We start from the raw sequence: 21,722 nt of genomic DNA, 5'->3' as shown, positions 1-21,722 counted from the left end.
AAAGAAGCATGATCTTCTTTCCGGTCTTTTTATTTTTAAGGATGACAAAAAAGCGAAAATACGATAAAATGAATGACAGTCATTCATAAAAGGAGGAACCCCTCTATTGGCAAAACAAAGCTCGGGAAAATATGAAAAGATCCTGCAAGCCGCGATTGAAGTCATTTCTGAAAAAGGATTAGACAAAGCATCCATCTCAGAAATCGTCAAAAAAGCCGGAACGGCCCAAGGGACGTTTTACTTATATTTTCCTTCTAAAAACGCCCTCATATCAGCGATTGCAGAAAACCTGCTTGATCATACGCTGGACAGAATCAAAGGGAAAACGGACGGCACTGAAGATTTTTGGACGGTGCTGGACATTTTGGTTGATGAGACATTTCACATCACCCGGCTTCATAAAGATATTATCGTCCTCTGTTATTCCGGTCTTGCCATCGATCACTCAATGGAAAAATGGGAGGCCATTTATCAGCCTTATTATTCCTGGCTGGAAGGCGTCATCAATACGGCCATTGAGCAGGGTGAGGTCATCAGCGGCATTCATGTCAGATGGACGGCCAGAACGATTATCAATGTTGTCGAGAACGCGGCTGAACGGTTTTATATCGGCTGTGAACAGGATGTCGATCTCGAAGTATATAAAAAAGAAATATTCAGCTTTCTCAAAAGAAGCTTACAGAAATGATTGGCAGAGACCGATCATTTTTGACCGCCATAAAAATGACTGACATTCATTCATAATTGAGGTGACTGTAAATGTATTGGCTGCTTGTACTGATAGCCGGACTGTTAGAAGTGGTTTGGGCGTCTGCTCTGAAACATGCGGACTCGCTCATTGATTGGATCGGTATTTTCCTGCTGATTGCCGTCAGCTTCCTGATGTTGATTCGTTCTTATAAAAAAATACCGATGGCTGCCGCATACACCGTTTTTGTCGGAATAGGCACCGTCGGCACATATGTAACGGGCGTCATTTTAGGAGAGCCTTTTTCAATCGGGCAAATCTTCTTTTTGGCTCTGCTGTTGTCCGGCATTTTAGGAATGAAGGTATTTACGAAAGAAACTGAAACAAGGGGTGAACATTAATGGCATGGCTGCTGTTATTTATTGCCGGAGCGGAGGAAGTTGTAGCGGCCGTTGCCATGAAACATATTGACGGTTTTAAAAAAAAGTGGCCGCTGATTGTCATGGTAACAGGCTTTATGCTTTCATTCTTTTGCCTTTCCGGAGCGATGCAGGTTCTTCCCACAGGTGTCGCGTATGCGGCTTGGACCGGCATGGGAAGCATCGGCGTATCAGCCGTGGGCATACTTTGGTTTAAAGAAAAATTCAATCTGTCACAATTGGTGTCTCTGGGGCTTATCCTCATCGGGGTCATCGGTTTGAAACTGACAACGTGATGTCCGGAGACAGCTTTTTAAATAAAGAACAAAGGGCCCTAAGCAGACCCTTTGTTTTTTTATGCAGTTTTAATCTGTTCCGCTTTTCCGGCCCCGACACCGAAAATGAAAATCAGAACGGAGACCGCGATCAGCATGAATAACGGAACCGTCCAGCCGTGCGTGATATCATGCAGCAGGCCGAATACGAGCGGTCCGAACGCGGCAAGCAAATATCCGAATGACTGGGCCATTCCCGAAAGCGCCGCGGCTTCATGGACATGGCGGGTCCGCAGGCTGAAGAACATCATTGCCAGACTGAACGCACAGCCTCCCGCAATTCCGATCAAAATGACCCATAGCGGAGTGAGAGCCGGGCTTCCGAAAAGAACGCCGGCAATGCCGATAAGGAAAAATAAAGCCGTCAGTCCGGCGAGTGCGCGCTGGTTTTTCATTTTAGCGGCAGCGATCGGCACGATAAAAGTAATCGGCAGGACTGAGAATTGCATTAATGAAAGCATCCATCCCGCCTTACTTGAGCTGAGTCCATTCTGCTGAAGAATTTCCGGCAGCCAAGCGATGATGGTGTAAAAAATAAGGGATTGCAGCCCCATGAACAACGTCACCTTCCAAGCCAGAGGAGACCGCAGCAGACTGCTTTTCTTCTCTCCGTTTGTCCCAGTCGTGCGGACGGGCAGTTCGCGTCCTTTCATTTGCGGAATCCACATGATAAGCGCAATGAAAGAAAGGATAGCCCAGCAGCCGAGCGCGCCTTTCCAGCCTAACCCCGCTGAGGAGGCGATCGGAACGCTGATGCCGGATGCAATCGCGCCGCACAGATTCATAGAAACCGAGTAGACGCCGGTCATGACGCCTAAATTTCCGGGAAACTTATGTTTAATGAGACTCGGCAGCAGGACGTTGCATACGGCGATCGACAATCCCAACAGGATCGTTCCGAAAAAGAGAGTGCCGATCCCTGCGATGGAGCGCAGCAGAGTTCCGGCTGTCAGGACAATTAATGATGACAGTAAGACAATCTCGGTCCCGAAGCGCCGGGACAATAAAGGAACAAACGGCGACAGACATGCAAAGGCCAAAAGCGGCACTGTCGTAATGGTGCCGGCAGCCGCATTGGTCATTCCGAGGCTGTCCCGAATTGAGGAAACGAGCGGCCCGACCGATGTCAGAGGCGCTCTGAGGTTGGCCCCTATCAATATGACTCCGATAACCAGCAATATCAGTTTTTTACGCTGACTTGCTTGCAGAATTTGATGTTCGTCTTCAATTTTCATGTTCATCCTCCATGTGTATTGTATCTTTAAATACTGTGATGTATTGGTTGACGGCCTCCATGGCCTCATCCGGTTTCTGTCCGGCAATCGCAGCGGCAAGCTGGCTGTGGATCCGGATAGCAGGCGTAATTTCCAAGAGATTATGGACTGACGCACAAAGCGCATCCGTCATATGCTCGTATAAATCAGAAAGCATATTGTTATGGGCCGCCTGTACAATTGTTTTGTGCAGTTTAATGTCAGCTTCGGCATACCGTTTTCGATCTTCATTTTGCAAGGCCGCCTCACATTCATCCAGGCATGCCTTCAGTGCTTTAAGGTCTTCTTCATTACGCCTTTGGGCCGCCAATCGTGCGGCTTCTCTCTCAAGTGCGTATCTGACTTCTAATGTTTCAAGCAAATTTGATTTTTTTATATGGCGGTAAAATGCCGCGCCGAGGACGCTGGATGAGCTGACATACGTACCGCTCCCCTGCCTAGTCTGAAGAAGGCCGGCATGTACGAGCGCCCGAATGGCCTCACGCAATGTGTTTCGGCTCACATCAAATTGCTTCATTAAATCCAGCTCAGGGGGAATGCGCGTCCCGACCGGCCATTTATCCGATTGTATTAACGATTCAATTTGCGCCACCACTTGTTCTACGAGCGACAGTCTGCTTGTTTTGGATATCTCCATCAAAACACCTCTGTAATTTGTAGGATGATTCTATCATTGGGTAATATAACATAAATGAAGCGAAGATGTAAATCAGCCGCAACGAAAAAAAGTGAGATTTCTCTCACTCTTCGGCGCTTTACGAACGTTTTAAATTGACTGACGTCACGACGAACTTGTCATGGCGGCGGCGATTTTTTTCGTACTTATTCATCGGTTTCCTCCGGCTGTGTAATGTTTGATCTGTATAGACTCCTTATGGTTATCATAAATTTTTTTCTGCTTCATCAATGACCCGCTGTTGAAATTGAAAGGATTTCCTCGAATTTTCTATGGAATCTCTCTCACTATTATGGTAGAATTCTTTGCAGAAACGGACACAAACGAATATTGTATACATTGTATAACCTCAATGATATGGTTTGAGGGTGTCTACCAGGAACCGTAAAATCCTGATTACAAAAAATTGTCCCGCACACTTTTTGTAATCAGGATTTTTTATTTTCTAAAAAATAAAAAAAGGAGTATCTGTACATGAATTTCAAAGTATTTCTGCTTGCAGCATCTACTATTGCAGTCGGATTGGTTGAGTTAATTGTGGGCGGTATTCTCCCGCAAATCGCTTCCGACTTAGATATATCCATCGTCAGCGCGGGGCAGCTGATCAGCGTATTTGCGCTCGGTTACGCGGTATCCGGCCCGCTGCTTTTGGCAGTGACGGCAAAAGCTGAACGAAAGCGGCTTTATTTAATCGCACTTTTTGTTTTCTTCCTGAGTAATCTGGTCGCTTATTTCAGTCCTAATTTCGCCGTGCTGATGGTGTCACGGGTGCTCGCTTCCATGAGTACGGGACTGATTGTCGTCCTTTCTTTAACGATTGCCCCTAAAATCGTAGCGCCGGAATACAGAGCGCGGGCGATCGGCATCATTTTCATGGGCTTCAGCTCCGCAATCGCTTTAGGCGTGCCTGTCGGCATTATCATCAGCAATGCTTTCGGATGGCGCGTTCTGTTTTTGGGAATCGGCGTATTATCTCTTGTTTCCATGCTGATTATCAGCGTCTTTTTTGAAAAAATACCTGCTGAAAAAATGATTCCGTTTCGTGAGCAGATCAAGACGGTCTGGAACGCCAAAATTGCCAGCGCACATCTTGTCACCTTGTTTACACTGGCTGGGCATTACACACTCTATGCCTACTTTGCGCCTTTTTTGGAAACAACGCTTCATTTGAGTTCCGTTTGGGTCAGTGTATGCTACTTTTTGTTCGGCCTGTCAGCGGTATGCGGCGGACCGTTCGGCGGCTGGCTGTATGACCGTTTGGGATCATTTAAAAGCATCATGCTTGTGACTGTTTCTTTCGCTTTGATCCTGTTTATCCTTCCGCTGTCAACGGTTTCTTTAATCATTTTCCTGCCTGCGATGGTGATCTGGGGATTGCTCAGCTGGAGCCTTGCGCCGGCGCAGCAAAGTTATTTGATTAAAATTGCGCCTGAGTCTTCCGATATTCAGCAAAGCTTCAATACATCTGCTTTGCAAATCGGCATTGCGCTCGGGTCAGCCATCGGCGGCGGCGTGATCAGACAAACGGGTTCTGTCACAGCTACCGCCTGGTGCGGCGGTTTGATTGTCATTATCGCTGTCGCGTTAGCCGTGTTTTCTTTAACGAGACCCGCTTTGAAAAGAAAAACCGCATAAGTGTGAGACCGCAAAAAAGCCGAAGGAGTTCCTTCGGCTTTTGCGGTCTTTTTTATTTTGCGGCGGACAGCTCGTCTTCTGTCACCCATTTATGGTTCGTTACTTTTTGGCCGCCGTCCGTCGGTGTATAGTCGACCATATAAACGGTTGTCTTTTTGGCTGAATCAATAACGGCTTCGGCGCCCTTCATGCCTTTCATATGGGATGCCTCGATGACGGCCTTGTCACCCGGCTTTAACGTCTTATCACCGGCGCCCTTTAATTCTTCCTGAATGACCCATTTATGATCTTTAACGCGCTTCCCTCCAGTTGTCGGCGTGTAAGATACACTGTAAACCGTTGTATCATAAGCACCTGTTACCGTTCCTTGCGCATTTTTCATGCCCTTCATATGAGAAGCTAAAATCATGACGTCACTGCCGACTTTATAAGTCGGATTTTCAGCCTTCTTTAAACCTTTCGGCACTTCGGATGAACCTGAGTGATTCATGTCTTCGTGAGAGTGCGTTTCTTTGTCTTTCGCTTTTTCGCTTCCTCCTGAAGATTGGCTGTTGCATCCGGCAAGCGCCAGGACGGGAATGAGGAGAAACATGCTGAATAAAAATAATCTTGCTTTCATTTCAAGAACTCCTTTGCCTTTTTGATTTTTTACTTTTCCCTTTCGGTTCGTCAGTAAAACAAAAGATGAATTGCAGCCGGTCACCTCTCCTAATTCTTCAAATCTCTCTTCATTGCCTTTCGTCAGGTGAAATTGTTCACAAAATGTACACATTAATGGAAATGCAGTATAATTCAATTATCAGATAATAGGGGGAACTCATCATGAAAACGAAGGTTTTTGCGGTGGTATTGGGCGCTGTTTTAATGGTTGCAGGTTTGATTTTGGCAGAGGTTTCACTTTATATGGAATACATCACCATGCTCGGAGCTATGATTTTCTCTTCTATCTTTATGTCAGAGCCGAAAAGGAAATTTCGCGTCATCAAAGGGGTTTGACTTTTCTATTACCGCCGTCTTCTCAGGACGGCGGTTTTTTTGTATGTCACTCAGTCTATTCGCAGAGCGGTTTCTTCTGTGCCGTCTTGATATAAAACGAAATGTGAGGCCGCTTGGTCTTTATCACCGGCAAATTCAATTTCAAGCGGCAGCGCCCGGACAAAATAACGGGTTTCCGCCATTGGGAATAATTCGAATGGTGTCTGCCCGTCTATAGTAAGATACAATCGATTTTCTTTTACCGCCACCGATGCATGTGTATCATCCTGAAATGAGTAATCACCGGTAAATCTGCTGTAAATCGCAGGATCGATATCTGCTTTTTTCTGATCGGCCGGACGTTTCGGAATCTCGTATGGCTGATCAAATAAGATGTTTACAGCCGCGGCAATCACAGCTTGTTCAAATTGATACGGTTGTTCCATATTGCTGAGATAGATCAGTGTTTTATTGTGGTCAATATATCGGATCATCAGAGTTGAATAGCCCGGCCAGCCTCCGTCGTGACTGACAACCTTCCCTTTTTGGGGGCTGTTTTGAATCATCCAGCCAAATCCATACCCGAAGTGCTCTTCTTCATTCCAATAGCCAGGTGTAAAAGCTTGGTCTTTCGTCTCTTTGCTGATGATTTCTTCTGTATAAAGAGCCTGATCAAACAGATATAAATCTCTTATCGCGGAGTTAACGGTTCCGTCACCTTGAATACCGTCAAGGAAGACGACATAATTGGTTTCCTCAAGTTCATCAGGCAGGACATACTCTCCGGAATGCACTTCATAGACATAGCCATATGCATAGTTCGGGATGTTTTCTTTACTCAGCCTTCTGTTATAAACCCGCGTATCGTTCATACGGAGCGGATGAAATACAGCTTGCTTCATAAATGCAGCAAAACTCATGCCTGATACAATTTCAATCATAACCGCTAACACAACATACCCCGTATTACTGTAAAGCCACCCCTTACCCGGCGGGAAATAAGCATCCGGTTTATGCTGCTTAAGCATATCGATCACATCTTGATTCACTGCAATTCTGTCCCGGTCCCAATGTGTTAAGAACAGCTCCATATAATCCGGCAATCCTGACGTATGATGAAGTAAATGCCGAATGGTAATGCCCGGATAAGGAAAATCAGGAAGCCACCGCTCTATCATATCGTCATACCGCAGCTTCCCCTGCTGCTCTAACTTCATAATTCCGAGAGCAGTAAACGGCTTCGATACTGAGGCCAATTCAAAGACAGAGCGGTCATTCAGCATCCTGTTTGTTTCCAGTTCTGCAGTGCCGAATGAACCCTGATATAAAATGCGGCCGTTTTCTGCCGCTAAAACAGCTCCGTTTATTTCATGCCTTCCGTCTAAAGTGCTGAAAAGCTGTTCAAAAGCTTGTTTTTTCTTATCCTTCATTATGATCCCCCCATATAAAAACTGTATCTCTCTTTTATACGAATGGCTTTTATATGAGTTTCAATATTCTTCCTTAAACGGCACAAGTCGGTAAATATACGATGATAATCAGAAGCCGCGGAGTTTTTATGACAATCTTTTATTCACACAATACAGTACAGGCTTCGAATTCAACATGCTTCTCATCTTTTTTGGCCCCAGCAATTTCCATAGTTGAAAACATCGCACAGACGACAGCTTTGTATTCGTTCATGACGGTTTGAATTTCAATCAGGAACCGTTCGGATGAAGCCGCGCATTCCGTTACGTACTCTTTCATTTTGCCGATAATATCATCTGCCTGACGGCTGAATCCTGCAGCCTCCAAATCACTCTCAAACTGGTTTTTGTTCATCAAATGAATATGCATTTTCAGGCCCCTTTCAGCAGTAGGTTTGTGGTTATACCTACTGTAAAGGACAGGGTTGGATAAACTTTTAATAAAATATGAACAAACTATGAATTGGCGCATCAGCCTGACCCGCGTGCATCCGGCTGTTCTCCATACCATTTGAACTACCTGAAAATAATACTTCTTTACTCTATTAAAAACAGCTCATATATGATCTAATACTGTAAAACAATCGTTTAGGAGGCGGCCTATGTCAACAGCAGGAAACCGGCAAAAATTTTGGGTTAAGGCGATGCTTATAGCGGTCTTTGCTGTGTTTGTCTTCTCTTTTTCTGAGAATCATTCACAAAAGGACTGGCACGCGACAGTAGATCAGGCGTCCGTGAATGTTTTCGGCCAGCAGATCTTTGAAAAAGACCGTCTGGAAAAAACACTCGGCGCACGTGAGGCAGAATCTCTTCTGACTCTTATCAAACTCGCAAATGAAGAGCATCACATCATCTAGGAATCTTTATAAAAAGCCTGTTTCCCTTTTTACAGCGGAAACAGGCTTTTTTCGTGTATTATTTTTTTTGTTCAATAAACCGGTCGATCCGGGCCAGGACATCTTTCATGTCCATGCATTCTTTAAAGCTTTCGTTAATGGCTTGAATGCCTTGTTTATATTTCCCGTTATGCAGCACTTCTTCTGCGGCAAGCTTTAACTTTTCAGCGCTTACTTCATCTTTTTGCACTGTATAGCCGGCATTCAGTTCAGTCAGGCGGCGTGCAATCATCGGCTGATCTTTATCATGCGGGATGACGACCAGCGGCACTTGATAATGAATGCCTTCATTTACACTGTTCATTCCGCCATGTGTAACAAATAGGTCAGCTTGTTCCAGCACCTCAAGCTGCGGCACGTATGGAGCGATGATAAAGTTTTCCGGCGCCTGTTTGATTTTCGACTGATCGGCTATTTCTCCGGCGGCGATGACAACCTTGCCTTCAAAATCTGAGAACGCGTCTATGCACAGATTGAAAAACGCTTCCGTGTCCCCGAGCACCGTCCCCATTGAAATATAAATGACTTTTTCATCCTTTAAAGAATCGATCGGGAAGTCGGCGTGCCCCTTTCTCTTCGGAAAACTTGGACTGATAAATAAATACTCATCTCCGAACGTCTCGCTTTCGGGCTGAAAATATCTGCTTGTATAGACGACGTTCAGTTCACCCGTGTTGTTCATAAATTGGAGCAGGCTGTCAGGAGCAACGCCGTATTTGTCTTTCATCTCAGCCAACAGCTCTTCACATTCCCTATCCGGCTGAAACGGCACGCCCGATTCCGGATGGAGCGGGAGGGTTTTCAGGCCGTCTTCATTGAGCAGGAAGGATGCTGAAGAAGAGATGCCGGGAATGTTGAGATAATCTCTCACCAGCTCTCCCGCACCGAATTTATCATAATAGACGGCGTCGAATTGAATGTCCTCAGCCAGACGCTGCACAATATGTAAAATCTCCAGTGACGTTTTGATATGAATTTTTAAGAATGGCAGTATGCCGGACGGGCTGTCTGGATCAATGGGTGTCATTCTGAGCAGATCGCGGTGAAGGTGAACCTCCGCCCCTACTCCTTCCAGCCTGCTTTTGTATTTTTCCGTTGAGATATAATGAACGTGATCGCCCCGTTCACTGAAGGCCTTTGTCATACCGAGGGTCGGGTTTACGTGTCCTTCTGCGGGAAAATTGACCATGAGAATATGTTTTGCCATTTTCAAACTCCTTTGCCTTTTTTGCGCTTTTTCCATATCCATCATAAATGAGCAGAAAAAATCATGCAAGAAACATCAGTCAGGTCTTTATTGCAGTTTGATGACACCGCAAAAAAAAAGGACAAGGCTTTTCGCCTTGTCTATCATGATGATTCGTCTGTTTCTTGTGCTTTCAGCACGCCTTTCAGATGTTCTGCATCGTGCTTGAGATGTTCCGTCATATAGTGCACAGCTTTTGTTTTGTCGCCTTTTTTTATTTCTTCAAAGACTTTCCGGTGCTCATGTAAGATCACTTCCGCACGGTCATCCCCTTTAAAATTAAGGACTCTGCAAAAATGAATCAGCACATTGACATGCTCAAGCAGCTTGGCCAGCTGACTGTTATGGCTGAACTCCACAAGGAGCTGATGAAACGTTTCATTCAAGGAAATAATCTCCGTCTCTTTGACGCCTTTATGGATGGCTTCTTCCGTCTCCCGCAGCTGTTTTTCGATGAGTTCAATTTCACTCTCAGCCGCTTCATCAATGACGAGTTCGACCGCCAGTGATTCAAGTGACATTCTGATTTGATAAATCTCTTCAACATCCTTTACGGATAAAGAATAGATGACAAAGCCGTTTCGATCGTCTGCCGTCAGAAGGCCGTCCTTTTCAAGGAGCCGCATCGCTTCTCTGACCGGCGACCGGCTGACTCCGAAATCCTTGGCCAGCTGTGTTTCATTCAGCCGTTCTCCCGGTTTAAAAATCCCGTCAAATATCATTTTTTTCAATTGGGAATAAAATTGCAGATAATACGGGGTTGGCTTATCTAATTTAAAGTTATCCATCTTTCCTACCTCTTCATACAATTTAGGCCTTATTGTTACCAAGATCATATAACAGTTTATCTATGGAAGCAACATTCCCGAGCTTGTCAGCATAGCGAATGTGGCGTAATATGGAATTATAACAAACGACGGTCGACGGTCTGCCGTAAACCGAAACAATTCATTCAGGGGGGATGGAATATGAAAACATACAAGATTGCCAGCATACCGGGGGACGGTGTGGGAAAAGAAGTCGTTCCGCAAGCGGAGCGGGTGTTGAACGCAATCGCCGAATTACATGGGGGCATGGCATTCGATTTTACTTCTTTTCCGTGGAGCTGCGAGTATTACTTGGAGCACGGAACCATGATGCCGGATGATGGATTAGAAACGTTACAGCACTTTGATGCTTTGTTTTTAGGAGCGGTGGGGAATCAAAAGCTCGTCCCCGACCATGTTTCGCTGTGGGGGCTGCTCATCAAGATACGCCGGGAATTTGAACAGGTGATCAATGTGCGGCCGGCGAAGCTGCTGCCGGGCATCACGTCCCCTCTCGTTAACCCTAAGGATTTTGATCTGCTGGTCGTCCGGGAAAACAGTGAGGGCGAGTACAGCTCTGTCGGCGGCAGAATGTATCAGGGCGAAGACGAAATCGCCATTCAAAACGCGGTCTTTTCCCGCAGAGGAACGGAAAGAGTGATGCGGTATGCCTTTGAACTGGCGGCAAATCGGAAAAAACACGTCACAAGCGCGACGAAATCCAACGGTATTGTTCACTCGATGCCGTTTTGGGATGACATCTTTAAAGAGGTCAGCAGGGAGTATGCCGGGATTGAAACGGACTCGCAGCATATTGACGCACTGGCGGCCTTTTTTGTCACTCACCCGGAGCGCTTCGATGTCATTGTCGCTTCAAACCTGTTCGGAGATGTGCTGACAGATATCGGCGCGGCGATTATGGGAAGCATCGGAATCGCTCCCGCCGCCAACATCAATGTAAACGGCAAATACCCTTCCATGTTTGAGCCTGTTCACGGCTCCGCTCCGGATATTGTCGGAAAAGGGATTGCCAATCCTATCGGCCAAATATGGACGGCAAAATTAATGCTCGATTCATTCGGAGAAGAGGAGCTGGGCAATCTGCTCCTGCAATCAATTGAAACGGTCACAAACAGCGGCGTCCTGACCCCGGACGTCGGCGGAAAACATTCAACGGAAGACGTCACCTCCGCTATTATTTCTCAAATAAAAAAATAACATTTTATAAGGAGAGAGAAAATGGATTCTTTTCGTGAACAATTTGAAAAGCATGTGACCCATGATTCAATTGAGGTAAATGGCATCCGTCTTCATTACGTCTTTGCGGGAAAGGAGGAGGCTCCCCCCGTCATTCTCCTGCACGGCTTTCCGCAAAGCTGGGTGACGTGGCGTTATGTAATTCCGACGCTTGCCGCTTCTCACAGAGTCATCGCTGTTGATCTGAGGGGCTACGGCGATTCTGAAAAGCCGGGCGGCATAAACGGCTATGATAACAAAACGATGGCAAGCGATATACAAGGTCTGATGCGCCGCCTGCATATACAAAAAGCGTTAATTGCCGGGCATGACAGAGGCGCCAGGGTAGCAAGACGGCTCGCTTTAGATGCTCCGGAGCTGGCGGCAGGCCTTGTGCTCATTGACATTATGCCGACTGAATACGTCTATGATTCTCTGACGGCAGCTGAAGCGGCAAAAAAATACTGGCACTGGACATTTCAAGTCGTTCCCTATCTGCCGGAAGAATTAATAAGAGGAAAAGAAGAGGAATATCTTAGATTTTTATTAAGCAGAGGTGACGGGCTTTTTGACCTGCTGACATCAGACGGCGCCTGGGACCGGTACTTAGCCGCCTGGAAGCAGCCCGGCGCTGTCCAAGCTGCGCTTAACGACTACAGAGCCGCTTATCAAATTGATTTGCCGAGATATCGTTCAGAAAAGGAAGCACAGAAAAAACTGGATGTTCCCACGCTTTTGCTGTGGGGAGAAAAAGGGAACTTAGCCGGCCTTCCCGTGCTTGACACATGGAGAGAATCAATTCGTGAAGTCAGCGGATTTGAGGTAAAAGGCTGCGGCCATTACGTCCCCGAGGAAAAACCGACAGAAATTGCCCGCAGGATTATCGATTTTTCAAAAACGGTTTTTTAAGGGCGGACCACACCGAAACAGGCAGACTCTTAAAACCCGGCCTGATGATTTACCATCTCTATCACAGGCCGGATCATTCATAAGTGAAATGGTTCTGAACCAGTTCCTCTCTTTTTCCTGCTTGCTGCCTTAATCAAAATAAACGGGTTCGTCCGGATGTTTGAGATATGCAAACATCCTTTCAATCTGACTTTCCGTATTGCGGGCTTCAGACAGCGGCGGCAGCTCCGTTTCTGCAAAAAAAGCGGCCGCGCTTGTTTCCGTTCCCTCCCTGAGCTGTCCGCCGATGATCTCACATTTGATAAACACTTTGTAAACGTGGGCGGCGGACGGCGGATGGGAATGGCATTTCTTATCCATTACAGCTAACAGTTTAACGGGCTTTACGTCGATTCCCGATTCCTCTTTTACTTCTTTGACAGCGGCTTCGCCCGGAGAGACCCCGATATCGGCCCACCCGCCCGGCAGCGCCCATCTGCCGTCGCTTTTCTCTTTCACCATTAATATGCTCTGATCTTTAAAAACTGCCGCTCTGACATCAACTTTCGGAGTGGGATACCCGCTGTCCCCTGCGAAGACGTCTTGTATAATCTCTTTGCCGGTCCCGGTATGATGCGACATGATATCCACGCTTATTTTTCTTATTTCTTCAAATCTCTCAATATCATATATGTCTTTGGAATAAGCCAGCCCCGCTTGCGCCGCGGATTGAAGCTGTTTTGCCCATTCAAGCCATTTTGGCTCCATTTTCAATCACCCGCCGATCTTTATGTTTTCATGAATACAGAAAATGCTGCCGGTTCATTAGACCCCAGTTTTCCGCCGATGAGACTGGGGCCCGTTCTCCCCTCTGCCGGAGAAAGCAGACGGAACAGGGTTTGTTTTTTTACATGAATTCAACTGTTATGAAGTATTTTTTGACGTCTTCGCTCATAATACCTCCTTGACGATATGGCAACCATATCCTTTATGATGATCATTGAATGATCTTCAGAAAAAGGGAAGAGGAGTATGAAGGATGACGATTGAAATCAGAGCAGTCACGGAAGAAAATCGTTCCGATATACTGGCGCTTCATGTAAGTGAAAGCCAGGCTTTATTTATTGAAACCGCGGAAGAGTGTTTACAAGATGCTGAGGATTGCCGGCATTATCAGCCGGCCGGCCTTTATGTTGACGGGGAGTTGGTCGGCTTTGCCATGTACGGCTGGTTTCCGGAATATGATGAAGAAAATAAAAACGGCAGAGTGTGGCTTGACCGTTTTTTCATTGATGAACGATACCAGGGACGGGGATTGGGCAGACTGATGCTTGATGCCCTTATCCATCATCTCGCTCAATTATATGATTGCAGACGGATTTATTTAAGCCTGTTTGAAGATAACGTGCACGCACTGCGCCTTTATCAAAAATTCGGCTTTAGATTCAATGGAGAGCTGGACTCAAACGGGGAAAAAGTGATGGTCAAAGAGCTGCGGAGCGCTGTATAAAAGCATTCCGGCTTCTTGCCAATACTTTAAATTTGAGGTAACATAAATATATTGAACGACGGTCGACGGACAACGGTCGATCGTTAAACATCTGGTACAGCGGATCGAAACATTGTCATCAGGCATCTAAATGGAGGAGAAGATTGTGCTTATTATATTCGTTATGTTTCTGCTCGGGATTATTCTCGGGTTTATCGGCGCGGGGGGAGCCGGCTTTGTTATTGCACTTTTAACCATACTTTTTCACGTACCGATTCACACGGCTTTGGGCACTTCCTTAGCCGGAATGGCTTTCACAAGTTTGTCCGGGGCTTTCAGCCACTACCGTGAAGGCAATATTCAGATGAAAATCGGTCTCATCGTCGGCGTTTTTGCGGCATTCGGTTCTTTTTTCGGGGCCAGACTTACTTCTCTTATCCCCGCAGATTTGCTGCATTACTTGACGGCGGGCATGCTGTTTTTATCTGCTCTATTGATTTTAGTCCGGTTATTTATTTTAAAAGAAACACAAGAGGACACCGGACCGCAAAGCAATCTGAACATATGGGTGAAAGCCGTTGTTCTCGGTATCATCGCAGGAATCTTGTCCGGAACATTCGGCATCGGCTCCGCCCCTTTCATCCAAATCGGCTTAATGATTCTTTTGCGCTTATCCATCCGCCAGTCGGTCGGCACAACCATGCTAGTCATTATCCCGCTTGCAGTCGGCGGAGGTCTCGGTTATGTGACGGAAGGGTTTGTCGATTATATGCTGTTGGTCAAAGTGCTGATCGGAACGATGTGCGGCGCATATGTCGGAGCGAAATTCACCAATCTCGTGCCGAAAGTCATTCTGAAATCAGCTATCTTTTTAACACCGGCCATCGCCGGTCTGATGCTTTTATTTTAAACTGAACGGAAGGCGGCGGCCTTCCGTTTTTTTCTGTTTTCACCTGTTTTCGAAGAGCTTTTTCAGCTTTGCTTCCGTTTCGGTATGATCTACCGGCGTATAGACGCTGCAGCGCAGGTCACTGTTGCCCTGAACCTGAAAAGAAGTCAGATTAAAGACCATTTTTCCCGCCTTCGCGTGGCGGAACTCAATTAATACTTCGGGAGCCGAGCTGACTTCGCTCTCATTCCACAACGTATGAAACTCTGAATATGTCTTCTCCATTTCTTCTATAAACTGAGAATACCACGTATCCGCTACATATTGGCCGTAATACGTTCTGAAAATGGCAATGAAACCTTTCACAAAGTGCTCCCAGTTCACGGCTAGACTTCTTAATTCTTTTCTTGAAAACAATAGCTCAATGAGATTCCGTTTTTCGGGGGGGATTTGTTCAAAATCTAAAAACACGTGAGCCGCCGCCTGGTTCCACCCTACGATATGACACCGCCTGTCCGAGATAATGGTGGGACAATAACGGAGCTCCTGCAGAATTTTTGAAAGGGACGGGCTGATGACCGCTTCTTCCTCCGCGGTAAACGGCTGTTTCACGCCCTCATCAATGGCAAGCGCGTACAAATAATTTCTTTCATCTTTATTCAGCTGCAGCGCATCGGAAACGGCGTCCAATACACCTGCCGACACTTTAATGTCTCTGCCTTGCTCCAGCCACGTATACCACGTGGTGCTTACGCCGGCTAATTGCGCGACCTCTTCTCTTCTGAGTCCCGGCGTTCTTCTTCGCGTACCCGCCGGCAGGCCGGCCATCTGCGGAGAAATTTTAGCCCGCTGCGTTTTTAAAAACTCTGAAAGAGCCTGCAGTCTTCCTTCTGGTATCATTCCTAATCTCTCCTCTCCTACCCTGGTATTCATTATACTAGGATAAACAACAACTTGTAATAGGATAATTGCGAGTTACAATAAATACATACCGAAGGAGGAATGACCATGAAAAGAGTTGTAATCACCGGAATGGGAGTGATTTCACCTCTCGGCAATGATGTAAATACATTTTGGAAACACCTGACGGAAGGAAAATCGGGAATTTCTTTCATAGATTCTTTTGATGTCTCCGGCTCTAAGACAAAAATAGCCGGCACCGTCCGCGATTTTGACGCAGAAGAAAGATGGGGCAGAAAAGAAGCGAGACGGCTTGACCGTTTCAGCCAGTTTGCTTTAGCGGCAGCGGAACAGGCGCTGGAAAGCTCCGGAATTCAGCTCGATCAGATTGACCGTGAACGCCTCGGCGTGTACGTCGGCTCCGGAATCGGCGGCATCACGACTTTGATTGACAATGTCCATACTTTAAATGAACGGGGAGCGCGGAAAGTGAGCCCGAGCCTTGTCCCCATGATGATCTCAAATGCGGCCGCCGCTCAAATCAGCATCAGATTAGGCGCGCTCGGCCCCTCACTTTCTCCGGTGACCGCGTGTTCCATCGGCAATACGTCGATCGGGGAAGCATTCAACGCCATTCGGAATGATGACGCGGATATCATGTTTGCCGGGGGCGCGGAGGCGGCGATTACCAATCTGTCACTGGCCAGCTTCGGCAATGCCCATGCCCTTTCAGCAAGAAACGAAGATCCCGCCGCGGCAAGCCGGCCGTTTGACGCGGATCGTGATGGATTTGTCATGAGTGAAGGCGCAGGCATCTTAGTATTAGAATCATTGGATAGCGCAATCAGCCGAAACGCCCCTATCCTCTGTGAGGTGCTCGGCTACGGCGCGAGCTCGGATGCCTATCATATGGTAGCCTCTCATCCGGAAGGAACGGGCGCTTACCTGGCGATGAAAAACGCTTTGAAGAAGGCGAACGTTTCAGCGGAAGACATTGATATCGTAAGCGCCCATGCGACAAGCACAAAAGCCGGAGATCTCTCTGAAACATTGGCCATCAAGAAATTATTCGGGGAGCTTGCCTATGACATTCCGGTCACGGCAAACAAATCAATGCTCGGCCACATGCTTGGCGCGGCAGGCGGAGTTGAAGCCATCGCTCTGACAGAAAGCTTGAGACATGGCATCATCCCGCCGACAATCAATCTGCAAAACCCTGATTCGGCGTGTGATTTGGACTATGTATCAGACGGTCCGCGACATCAATCGTTAACGATCGGTCTTTCCAACTCATTCGGCTTTGGCGGGCATAATTCAGCGATCGTGTTCAAGACATATGAATAACGGGAACAAAAAAAGGAGTGAATCATTTCACTCCTTTTTTGCTTTCTCCGGTTTAGTTGTTAAGGTGAAAAAAGCGATGGAACCGATAACGGATGTCGTAAACATAATCGCCCCCATCGGGACGGCCGTCGCTTCATTCATTCCGACAAGCGGCGACACGATGGAACCGAGAAGAAGCGGAAGCATGCCGAGCAGTGCGCTTGCGCTTCCCGCGCGGTGTCCCTGCTTTTCCATCGCCAATGTAAAGGTGCTTGTCAGCGTCATGCCGATCGTAATCATATAAATAAAAATTGAAATCACCAGTGCCGCCAGCGGCCCGTGAATGATCGTCATGACGAGCAGAACGGCAGTCGCCGTCATCGCTGTAATCACGCCGATTCTCAGCAGGCTTTTTTCATGAATAATTCCGCCGAAACGCCCGATGATAAAACTTCCGGAAATGATCGCCAGACCGTTTATGCCGAATAAAATACTGAATACCTGCGGCGAGACTCCGTAAATATCCTGATACACAAAAGGCGTCCCGGAAACATACGCAAAGCTCCCGCCGTGAATAAAGCCGACCGTCAGCGCATAGCCGATAAATGACCGGTCTTTCAGCAGGCTTCCCATTGTCCGCACGGAATTTCCGATGGAACTCGGAATCCGCTTTTCCGGCGGGAGGGTTTCTGTCAGCTTGAGCGCAATGATGAGAACAAGCAAAAACCCGATAACGGTTAAAAAGAGAAAAATCGTATGCCATGATGCAAACGGGAGCAGTAAAATCGCGCCTCCCGTCATCGGCGCCACCATCGGCGCGACGGCGGTAATGACCATCAGCAGCGAGAAAAACTTAGAAAGCTCTCTTCCCGTAAACACATCTCTGACGATCGCACGGGACAGAACGAGCCCCGCCGAAGCGGTGAATCCTTGAAGAAAACGGGCAATCACTAATGTTGTAATGTTCGGTGCAAGCGCGCAAAACAGAGAAAACAAAGCAAATAAAAAAATACATAGTAATAACGGTTTTCTTCTTCCCTTCGCGTCACTTAACGGGCCGACAACAACCTGTCCGATTGTCAGTCCGATCAGACATGCGGTTAAACTGAGCTGGACAAGTGATGCGCGGGCGCTTAAATCTTCAGCGATTTCAGGGAAACTCGGCAGATACATATCTATATTCAGCGGCCCCAGTATCGCAAGCATGCCGAGAAGAAAAGCCAGCGCAAGCCGCTCCTTGCCGGTCGGATTATGCAGCATATCGTTCCCACCTTTCCTTTGTTAGTCTCTCAAAACATTTGTATATTGTATCATAATTTTTTCTTTATTTTTAAAAGTTTTCAAGCGGGGCAAAAAGACATAAAAAAACCAAGAGCCGTCACAGCCCCTGGTTTCAAATCGCGCGATGAAAATGTTTACGCATGCTTTTCTTTAAACGCTTTTGCGTATTGGTCGGCCGCTATAATAGCATCCGCCACGTCGTCAGCCGTCACATCAAAAGCGGCATGAATCGTTTCTTCCTCAATCGTCGCGGCTTCTGCCACTTTCATAATATCCTCTTTCGATGCGTCTTTTAATTTGATGTCTTCAAGTGTGACTGGCAGTCCCAAGCTGATATAAAACGCGATATACCGCTCAATTTCTTCAAGCGAACGTTTTTCCAGCGCCAACTGAACGAGCGTGCCGAATGCCACTTTTTCACCGTGGGTTAAGTGATGGATTTCTCCTTCAAGCGCGGTGAAGCCGTTGTGAATGGCATGCGCCGCAGCCAAGCCTCCGCTTTCAAATCCCAGTCCGCTCAGAAGTGTATTCGCTTCAACTACCGCTTCCAATGCGGGCGTAACGGCTTTCGCTTTTACAGACTCATAAGCGAGACGGCCGTATTTGAATAATACCGCTTCACATTTTTCCGCGATAGCCTCTCCGGCGATTGTCGGAATTCCGCCTGCCATCGTTTTACCGCCATTGGCGATGACACTGCGCGCCTCTATCCACGTCGCCATCGCATCGGCAATCCCTGATGCTAAAAAGCGCGGCGGAGCTTCTGCAACGATTTTCGTATCGACCAGAACCAGATCAGGATTCTTATGGTAGAAACGATAATTTTCAAACGCGCCTTGTTCAGAATACACGACAGACAGCCCGCTTGTCGGGGCATCCGTCGAAGCGGCCGTCGGCACGATAACAGTGTAGCCGTTTATTTCATCTGATACCGCTTTGGCCGTATCAAGCGTTTTACCGCCGCCGACTCCGATTACAATGGACGCGCCCGCTTTCTCTGCGATGCCCGCAATTCTTTTCATTTCTTCTTGGGAGGCTTCCCCGTTGAAAACCGCCTCTTCAGCCGAAATGCTGCTTTTCTTTAATTCAGCCGTCACTTTGTGACCCGCGATATCCCATACGGTTTTGTCTGCAATGACGATGGCTTTTTCACCAACGCCCTCAAGGTGTCCGCCGATCGTTTCAATTGCGTTTTTTCCCTGCACATATTTAGCCGGACTGATAAAAATTCGTTCCAATGTTCTCATCCCTTCTTTGTTGCTTTATTCCATTTCTCTAATCAATAGATTAGAAGTAAAAACTCTTCTGATATAATTCCTTGTTTTTATTTCATTCAAACCTCATATATACAATAGAAAATTCAATTTTTACGTCATTGACAAGATGTGAAGGTGTCTATATAATCTTCGATATTGAAGCTGATCATTCTTTACTGAATGAACAAACGAGATTGTGAATGATTCGTCTTAAAAATTATTTAGTTCTGCTGGATAATTTTTGAGGCGTTTTTGTTTTGTATATATTTTTGACTGCGGAGGAGGTTTGCACATGAAGAATATTTGCAAGGATATACTGATGATTATGGCCGGAGCCTTTCTTATCGCGGCATCCGTGGAATTTTTCGTCATCCCGAATCATCTGGGGGACGGCAGCACCGTGGGAATCGCTCTCGTTTTATATTATCTTTTCCATATACCTGCAAGCATTACAACTCTGGTTGTAAATTTGATTTTTATCGGGCTGGCTTATAAATTTTTAACGAAAAAGACAATTTTATATACGATACTCGGCACGGGAATGACTTCTGTTTTTCTCAGCATCGTCAGCTTTATTCCATTCGGCGTGCACGACATGGTGCTCGGGATTGTATTCGGCGCTCTGCTGATGGGAGCAGGGCTGGCATTGATCTTTATCGCTGACGGATCTACCGGCGGAACCACGCTTTTGGCGTATTTATTGAATTACACAAAGGGCTTTAACATCTCCAAAAGCATGTTTTATATGGATTGCGTCATTATTTTCGCGTCCGTTTTAGCGATCGGCATCAATCATATGCTGTATACGTTTATATTCGTTTATCTGTGTGCCAAAATCGTCGATATTGTCATTGAGGGTTTCCATAATAAAAAAGCTCTCACCATTATGTCCGACCAATACGAAGAGATCGCCAAAGCCATCACGTCCGAATACGGCAACGCGGCGACGATTTTTTACGGATACGGGTATTACGGCAGCAAAGACAAGCGTATTATCTATGTCGTCATTAAAAAGAACGAATTGCTGAAAATCAAAAAACACGTTCAAAAAATTGATCCAAAATCATTTATCGTTATTCATGAAGTAAAAGAAGCTGTCGGAGGACAATTCGGCTTTACTAACCTGCCTGCCGCCGCGAATGAGAAATAACCGCCTGCAGTGTACAGCTGCAGGCTTTTTATATCGCCCTTCCCCGCTCAAAGGTTTTTGCATCTTTTCGATCGAAGTATTAGCATGAAACCTTTTGGATGGGAGAATGTAAAATGAAGATCAAAACCGACAGGCTCGTGATCCGGACATTTGAACGGGAAGATTGGCAAGACGTTTATGAGTACACGTCAAATCCGGAGGTCATGAAGTATATACCGGAAGGCGTCTTTTCCGAAGAAGACGCCAAGAAATTCGTTATTGAAAACAGCGGTGAACATGCTGAAAAGTATCCCGTTTTATTGAAGAATGAAAAAACGGTCATTGGCCACATTGCTTTTTTTAAGTATTTTGGCGACCATACGTATGAAATCGGCTGGGTGTTTCACCCGGAATATCAGGGCAAAGGATATGCTTCAGAGGCTGCACGCGCCGTGCTGGCATTCGGGTTTAACGAGATGAAATTACACCGAATCATTGCGACATGCCAGCCGGAAAATACGGCTTCGCACCGGGTGATGGAAAAGATCGGAATGAGACGGGAAGGTTTCTTCAAAAAATGCATCCCCCATGAAAATCACTGGTGGGATGAATATTATTATGCGGTGTTAGAAGAAGAGCGGGAAGCCTCGAATCTGGAATAAAAAGGCGAATACCCTTTGCTCTTACAGGTAAGTGTGTGCTACACTGTTTGTAACAAATACGAAGGGACGATGGGTGGACAATGATTAACTAATCTTATTTTGACCGTTTGAAATCAAATATTTCAAATTAGAAAAAATAGGATTAGTCTGCCCATTTTCTATACGATACGAAAGCTATGTGAAAATAGCTTATTTGATCATGCACAGGTACGGCTAATCCTTCCAAATCAATTGGGAGGATTTTTTTGTC

24 protein-coding genes and 1 riboswitch are annotated in these 21,722 nt (G+C 46.4%); of the genes, 13 read left to right on the top strand and 11 right to left on the bottom strand.

Annotated features, from left to right (window positions below; all coding sequences use genetic code 11):
• Window positions 1-106: 106 nt before the first annotated feature.
• From ACH32G_RS17055 to ACH32G_RS17045, 3 genes are all read left to right on the top strand, one after another.
• Window positions 107-688, top strand: a complete 582-nt coding sequence (locus ACH32G_RS17055) for a TetR family transcriptional regulator (protein WP_448814616.1) — start codon at window positions 107-109, stop codon at window positions 686-688.
• Window positions 689-759: 71 nt separating this feature from the next.
• Window positions 760-1,089: a DMT family transporter gene (locus ACH32G_RS17050; RefSeq protein WP_016937080.1), complete on the top strand. Its 330-nt coding sequence runs from the start codon at window positions 760-762 to the stop codon at window positions 1,087-1,089.
• Window positions 1,089-1,403, top strand: a complete 315-nt coding sequence (locus tag ACH32G_RS17045) for a DMT family transporter (protein WP_007409295.1) — start codon at window positions 1,089-1,091, stop codon at window positions 1,401-1,403. The genes ACH32G_RS17050 and ACH32G_RS17045 overlap by 1 nt, the downstream gene beginning before the upstream one ends.
• A 59-nt stretch (window positions 1,404-1,462) precedes the next feature.
• On the opposite strand, the gene ACH32G_RS17040 is transcribed toward ACH32G_RS17045, so the two are convergent.
• Both ACH32G_RS17040 and ACH32G_RS17035 read right to left on the bottom strand, forming a co-directional pair.
• A complete protein-coding gene (locus ACH32G_RS17040) occupies window positions 1,463-2,677 on the bottom strand; it encodes a CynX/NimT family MFS transporter (protein ID WP_188154809.1) in 1,215 nt (404 codons plus the stop codon).
• Entirely contained in the window at window positions 2,667-3,353 is a 687-nt protein-coding gene (locus ACH32G_RS17035) for a FadR/GntR family transcriptional regulator (RefSeq protein ID WP_448814615.1), read from the bottom strand. Before ACH32G_RS17035 ends, ACH32G_RS17040 begins: the two co-directional genes overlap by 11 nt.
• 358 nt (window positions 3,354-3,711) lie before the next feature.
• Window positions 3,712-3,811, top strand: a riboswitch (purine riboswitch).
• Window positions 3,812-3,866: 55 nt separating this feature from the next.
• Between ACH32G_RS17035 and ACH32G_RS17030 the strand changes: the two genes are divergently transcribed.
• Window positions 3,867-5,027, top strand: a complete 1,161-nt coding sequence (locus ACH32G_RS17030) for an MFS transporter (protein WP_049627990.1) — start codon at window positions 3,867-3,869, stop codon at window positions 5,025-5,027.
• A gap of 52 nt (window positions 5,028-5,079) precedes the next feature.
• On the opposite strand, the gene ACH32G_RS17025 is transcribed toward ACH32G_RS17030, so the two are convergent.
• Window positions 5,080-5,646 (bottom strand): YdhK family protein, encoded by a 567-nt coding sequence (locus ACH32G_RS17025; protein WP_448814614.1) that lies wholly within the window; start codon window positions 5,644-5,646, stop codon window positions 5,080-5,082.
• A gap of 203 nt (window positions 5,647-5,849) precedes the next feature.
• On the opposite strand from ACH32G_RS17025, the gene ACH32G_RS17020 reads away from it, so the two are divergent.
• The gene (locus ACH32G_RS17020; protein WP_016937085.1) at window positions 5,850-6,023 is read left to right on the top strand and encodes a hypothetical protein; all 174 of its coding nucleotides are present in this window, start codon (window positions 5,850-5,852) and stop codon (window positions 6,021-6,023) included.
• Window positions 6,024-6,073: 50 nt separating this feature from the next.
• On the opposite strand, the gene ACH32G_RS17015 is transcribed toward ACH32G_RS17020, so the two are convergent.
• Both ACH32G_RS17015 and ACH32G_RS17010 read right to left on the bottom strand, forming a co-directional pair.
• The gene (locus tag ACH32G_RS17015; RefSeq protein WP_448814613.1) at window positions 6,074-7,432 is read right to left on the bottom strand and encodes a serine hydrolase; all 1,359 of its coding nucleotides are present in this window, start codon (window positions 7,430-7,432) and stop codon (window positions 6,074-6,076) included.
• 139 nt (window positions 7,433-7,571) lie between these two features.
• A complete protein-coding gene (locus tag ACH32G_RS17010) occupies window positions 7,572-7,841 on the bottom strand; it encodes a hypothetical protein (RefSeq protein WP_016937087.1) in 270 nt (89 codons plus the stop codon).
• A 232-nt stretch (window positions 7,842-8,073) separates the two neighbouring features.
• Between ACH32G_RS17010 and ACH32G_RS17005 the strand changes: the two genes are divergently transcribed.
• On the top strand, window positions 8,074-8,328 hold the full coding sequence (locus ACH32G_RS17005; protein ID WP_016937088.1) for a hypothetical protein: 255 nt from the start codon (window positions 8,074-8,076) through the stop codon (window positions 8,326-8,328).
• Between the two features lie 58 nt (window positions 8,329-8,386).
• On the opposite strand, the gene ACH32G_RS17000 is transcribed toward ACH32G_RS17005, so the two are convergent.
• Together ACH32G_RS17000 and ACH32G_RS16995 are read right to left on the bottom strand one after the other, a co-directional pair.
• A complete protein-coding gene (locus tag ACH32G_RS17000; protein WP_047478259.1) occupies window positions 8,387-9,574 on the bottom strand; it encodes a macrolide family glycosyltransferase in 1,188 nt (395 codons plus the stop codon).
• Between the two features lie 143 nt (window positions 9,575-9,717).
• On the bottom strand, window positions 9,718-10,401 hold the full coding sequence (locus ACH32G_RS16995; protein WP_448814612.1) for a GntR family transcriptional regulator: 684 nt from the start codon (window positions 10,399-10,401) through the stop codon (window positions 9,718-9,720).
• 180 nt (window positions 10,402-10,581) lie between these two features.
• Between ACH32G_RS16995 and ACH32G_RS16990 the strand changes: the two genes are divergently transcribed.
• Together ACH32G_RS16990 and ACH32G_RS16985 are read left to right on the top strand one after the other, a co-directional pair.
• Window positions 10,582-11,637 (top strand): tartrate dehydrogenase, encoded by a 1,056-nt coding sequence (locus ACH32G_RS16990; RefSeq protein ID WP_049627986.1) that lies wholly within the window; start codon window positions 10,582-10,584, stop codon window positions 11,635-11,637.
• 21 nt (window positions 11,638-11,658) lie between these two features.
• Window positions 11,659-12,564, top strand: coding sequence for an alpha/beta fold hydrolase (locus ACH32G_RS16985; protein WP_448814611.1), 906 nt, complete (start codon window positions 11,659-11,661; stop codon window positions 12,562-12,564).
• A gap of 129 nt (window positions 12,565-12,693) precedes the next feature.
• Here the strand turns inward: ACH32G_RS16985 and ACH32G_RS16980 are convergent, their stop codons facing one another.
• Entirely contained in the window at window positions 12,694-13,311 is a 618-nt protein-coding gene (locus tag ACH32G_RS16980) for an NUDIX hydrolase (protein WP_415306011.1), read from the bottom strand.
• A gap of 271 nt (window positions 13,312-13,582) precedes the next feature.
• On the opposite strand from ACH32G_RS16980, the gene ACH32G_RS16975 reads away from it, so the two are divergent.
• Window positions 13,583-14,053, top strand: a complete 471-nt coding sequence (locus tag ACH32G_RS16975; protein ID WP_448814610.1) for an N-acetyltransferase family protein — start codon at window positions 13,583-13,585, stop codon at window positions 14,051-14,053.
• A 145-nt stretch (window positions 14,054-14,198) separates the two neighbouring features.
• The gene (locus ACH32G_RS16970; RefSeq protein WP_366971493.1) at window positions 14,199-14,942 is read left to right on the top strand and encodes a sulfite exporter TauE/SafE family protein; all 744 of its coding nucleotides are present in this window, start codon (window positions 14,199-14,201) and stop codon (window positions 14,940-14,942) included.
• Between the two features lie 39 nt (window positions 14,943-14,981).
• On the opposite strand, the gene ACH32G_RS16965 is transcribed toward ACH32G_RS16970, so the two are convergent.
• Window positions 14,982-15,821, bottom strand: coding sequence for a helix-turn-helix transcriptional regulator (locus ACH32G_RS16965; protein ID WP_448814609.1), 840 nt, complete (start codon window positions 15,819-15,821; stop codon window positions 14,982-14,984).
• A gap of 108 nt (window positions 15,822-15,929) precedes the next feature.
• Here ACH32G_RS16965 and fabF point away from each other — a divergent pair, with 108 nt between their 5' ends.
• The gene (fabF, locus tag ACH32G_RS16960; protein WP_448814608.1) at window positions 15,930-17,165 is read left to right on the top strand and encodes a beta-ketoacyl-ACP synthase II; all 1,236 of its coding nucleotides are present in this window, start codon (window positions 15,930-15,932) and stop codon (window positions 17,163-17,165) included.
• 27 nt (window positions 17,166-17,192) lie between these two features.
• On the opposite strand, the gene ACH32G_RS16955 is transcribed toward fabF, so the two are convergent.
• The gene (locus tag ACH32G_RS16955) at window positions 17,193-18,404 is read right to left on the bottom strand and encodes a Bcr/CflA family efflux MFS transporter (protein WP_045926951.1); all 1,212 of its coding nucleotides are present in this window, start codon (window positions 18,402-18,404) and stop codon (window positions 17,193-17,195) included.
• A gap of 155 nt (window positions 18,405-18,559) precedes the next feature.
• Window positions 18,560-19,672 (bottom strand): glycerol dehydrogenase, encoded by a 1,113-nt coding sequence (locus ACH32G_RS16950; protein WP_032864795.1) that lies wholly within the window; start codon window positions 19,670-19,672, stop codon window positions 18,560-18,562.
• Between the two features lie 301 nt (window positions 19,673-19,973).
• Here ACH32G_RS16950 and ACH32G_RS16945 point away from each other — a divergent pair, with 301 nt between their 5' ends.
• Together ACH32G_RS16945 and ACH32G_RS16940 are read left to right on the top strand one after the other, a co-directional pair.
• A complete protein-coding gene (locus ACH32G_RS16945) occupies window positions 19,974-20,831 on the top strand; it encodes a YitT family protein (RefSeq protein ID WP_003156057.1) in 858 nt (285 codons plus the stop codon).
• Between the two features lie 113 nt (window positions 20,832-20,944).
• Complete coding sequence (locus ACH32G_RS16940) at window positions 20,945-21,472, top strand: GNAT family N-acetyltransferase (RefSeq protein ID WP_016937098.1); 528 nt, start codon at window positions 20,945-20,947, stop codon at window positions 21,470-21,472.
• Window positions 21,473-21,722 lie beyond the last annotated feature (250 nt).

Source organism: Bacillus sp. CIS52, assembly GCF_053545315.1.
This window is presented reverse-complemented; position numbering and strand designations above follow the sequence as displayed.

What these genes read in the sequence shown, in the direction of transcription:
- ACH32G_RS17025 (WP_448814614.1), bottom strand. Translation starts at nt 5,646, where the DNA reads ATGAAAGCAAGATTATTTTTATTCAGCATGTTTCTCCTCATTCCCGTC.
- ACH32G_RS16950 (WP_032864795.1), bottom strand. Translation starts at nt 19,672, where the DNA reads ATGAGAACATTGGAACGAATTTTTATCAGTCCGGCTAAATATGTGCAG.
- ACH32G_RS16985 (WP_448814611.1), top strand. Translation starts at nt 11,659, where the DNA reads ATGGATTCTTTTCGTGAACAATTTGAAAAGCATGTGACCCATGATTCA.
- ACH32G_RS16975 (WP_448814610.1), top strand. Translation starts at nt 13,583, where the DNA reads ATGACGATTGAAATCAGAGCAGTCACGGAAGAAAATCGTTCCGATATA.
- ACH32G_RS17040 (WP_188154809.1), bottom strand. Translation starts at nt 2,677, where the DNA reads ATGAAAATTGAAGACGAACATCAAATTCTGCAAGCAAGTCAGCGTAAA.
- fabF (WP_448814608.1), top strand. Translation starts at nt 15,930, where the DNA reads ATGAAAAGAGTTGTAATCACCGGAATGGGAGTGATTTCACCTCTCGGC.
- ACH32G_RS16940 (WP_016937098.1), top strand. Translation starts at nt 20,945, where the DNA reads ATGAAGATCAAAACCGACAGGCTCGTGATCCGGACATTTGAACGGGAA.
- ACH32G_RS17005 (WP_016937088.1), top strand. Translation starts at nt 8,074, where the DNA reads ATGTCAACAGCAGGAAACCGGCAAAAATTTTGGGTTAAGGCGATGCTT.
- ACH32G_RS16955 (WP_045926951.1), bottom strand. Translation starts at nt 18,404, where the DNA reads ATGCTGCATAATCCGACCGGCAAGGAGCGGCTTGCGCTGGCTTTTCTT.
- ACH32G_RS16990 (WP_049627986.1), top strand. Translation starts at nt 10,582, where the DNA reads ATGAAAACATACAAGATTGCCAGCATACCGGGGGACGGTGTGGGAAAA.
- ACH32G_RS17015 (WP_448814613.1), bottom strand. Translation starts at nt 7,432, where the DNA reads ATGAAGGATAAGAAAAAACAAGCTTTTGAACAGCTTTTCAGCACTTTA.
- ACH32G_RS17035 (WP_448814615.1), bottom strand. Translation starts at nt 3,353, where the DNA reads ATGGAGATATCCAAAACAAGCAGACTGTCGCTCGTAGAACAAGTGGTG.
- ACH32G_RS17000 (WP_047478259.1), bottom strand. Translation starts at nt 9,574, where the DNA reads ATGGCAAAACATATTCTCATGGTCAATTTTCCCGCAGAAGGACACGTA.
- ACH32G_RS17045 (WP_007409295.1), top strand. Translation starts at nt 1,089, where the DNA reads ATGGCATGGCTGCTGTTATTTATTGCCGGAGCGGAGGAAGTTGTAGCG.
- ACH32G_RS16980 (WP_415306011.1), bottom strand. Translation starts at nt 13,311, where the DNA reads ATGGAGCCAAAATGGCTTGAATGGGCAAAACAGCTTCAATCCGCGGCG.
- ACH32G_RS17010 (WP_016937087.1), bottom strand. Translation starts at nt 7,841, where the DNA reads ATGCATATTCATTTGATGAACAAAAACCAGTTTGAGAGTGATTTGGAG.
- ACH32G_RS16995 (WP_448814612.1), bottom strand. Translation starts at nt 10,401, where the DNA reads ATGGATAACTTTAAATTAGATAAGCCAACCCCGTATTATCTGCAATTT.
- ACH32G_RS17050 (WP_016937080.1), top strand. Translation starts at nt 760, where the DNA reads ATGTATTGGCTGCTTGTACTGATAGCCGGACTGTTAGAAGTGGTTTGG.
- ACH32G_RS16945 (WP_003156057.1), top strand. Translation starts at nt 19,974, where the DNA reads ATGAAGAATATTTGCAAGGATATACTGATGATTATGGCCGGAGCCTTT.
- ACH32G_RS17020 (WP_016937085.1), top strand. Translation starts at nt 5,850, where the DNA reads ATGAAAACGAAGGTTTTTGCGGTGGTATTGGGCGCTGTTTTAATGGTT.
- ACH32G_RS17030 (WP_049627990.1), top strand. Translation starts at nt 3,867, where the DNA reads ATGAATTTCAAAGTATTTCTGCTTGCAGCATCTACTATTGCAGTCGGA.
- ACH32G_RS16965 (WP_448814609.1), bottom strand. Translation starts at nt 15,821, where the DNA reads ATGATACCAGAAGGAAGACTGCAGGCTCTTTCAGAGTTTTTAAAAACG.